The following is a 1384-nucleotide window of genomic DNA, read 5'->3' as shown; positions in this document are numbered from 1 at the left end:
CAAACAGAAAAAGCCCGCCCCGGTTTGGGGCGGGCTTTTTTTGTTTCGACGGTTAGGTCTGAGACTATTCGGCGAACGATCTCATCACCGCCTCCGATCACTCAACACTCTTTGGTGTACGACATGGGCGCGTCGCGGGCTTGTCGAGATCAAACGAGAAAGGGCGCCGGATGGGCGCCCTTTCCATTTGACCATTCGCTTGCGCGAATTACTCGACGATTTTCGACACAACGCCGGCGCCGACGGTGCGGCCGCCTTCGCGGATGGCGAAACGCAGGCCGTTTTCCATCGCGATCGGTGCGATCAGCTCAACCTCGAACGACACGTTGTCGCCGGGCATAACCATCTCGGTGCCAGCTGCCAGGGTCACGGTGCCGGTCACGTCAGTGGTCCGGAAGTAAAACTGAGGACGGTAGTTCGCGAAGAACGGCGTGTGACGGCCACCCTCTTCCTTGGTCAGGATATAGGCTTCGGCTTCGAACTTGGTGTGCGGTGTAACCGAACCCGGCTTACACAGAACCTGGCCACGCTCAACGCCTTCACGGTCGATACCACGCAGCAGCGCGCCGATGTTGTCGCCCGCTTCTCCACGATCCAGCAGCTTGCGGAACATTTCAACACCGGTACAGGTGGTTTTCTTGGTGTCGCGGATGCCGACGATTTCGATCTCGTCGCCAACATTGATCACGCCACGCTCAACACGACCGGTCACAACTGTACCACGGCCCGAGATCGAGAACACGTCTTCGACCGGCATCAGGAACGGCTGGTCAACAGCACGCTCAGGCGTCGGGATGTACTCGTCCACGGCAGCCATCAGCTTGCGGATCGATTCTTCGCCGATTTCCGGGTTGTTGCCTTCCATCGCGGCCAGTGCCGAACCGGCAATGATCGGAATGTCGTCGCCAGGGTAATCATACGAGCTCAGCAGCTCGCGGATTTCCATTTCAACCAGCTCCAGCAGCTCTTCGTCGTCAACCTGGTCAACTTTGTTCATGAACACGACCATGGTCGGGATGCCAACCTGGCGGCCCAGCAGAATGTGCTCGCGGGTCTGAGGCATCGGGCCGTCAGCCGCGTTCACAACCAGGATCGCGCCGTCCATTTGCGCCGCACCAGTGATCATGTTCTTGACGTAGTCGGCGTGGCCGGGGCAGTCAACGTGGGCGTAGTGACGCGCGTCGGTCTCGTATTCCACGTGGGCCGTCGAGATGGTGATGCCGCGGGCCTTCTCTTCCGGCGCGCCGTCAATCTGGTCATACGCTTTGAAGTCACCAAAATACTTGGTGATCGCTGCGGTCAGCGTCGTCTTGCCGTGGTCAACGTGCCCAATCGTGCCAATGTTGACGTGCGGCTTATTACGCTCAAACTTTTCCTTTGCCAT

General features: G+C 58.9%; 1 protein-coding gene. It reads right to left on the bottom strand.

The window, feature by feature from the left end:
* Window positions 1-208: 208 nt before the first annotated feature.
* The coding region (gene tuf, locus AC2FH9_RS19865; protein ID WP_142640426.1) for an elongation factor Tu at window positions 209-1384 on the bottom strand (1176 nt) is incomplete at its 5' end.

The sequence above is a fragment of the Ruegeria sp. CDSC081 genome (assembly GCF_059610485.1).
This window is presented reverse-complemented; position numbering and strand designations above follow the sequence as displayed.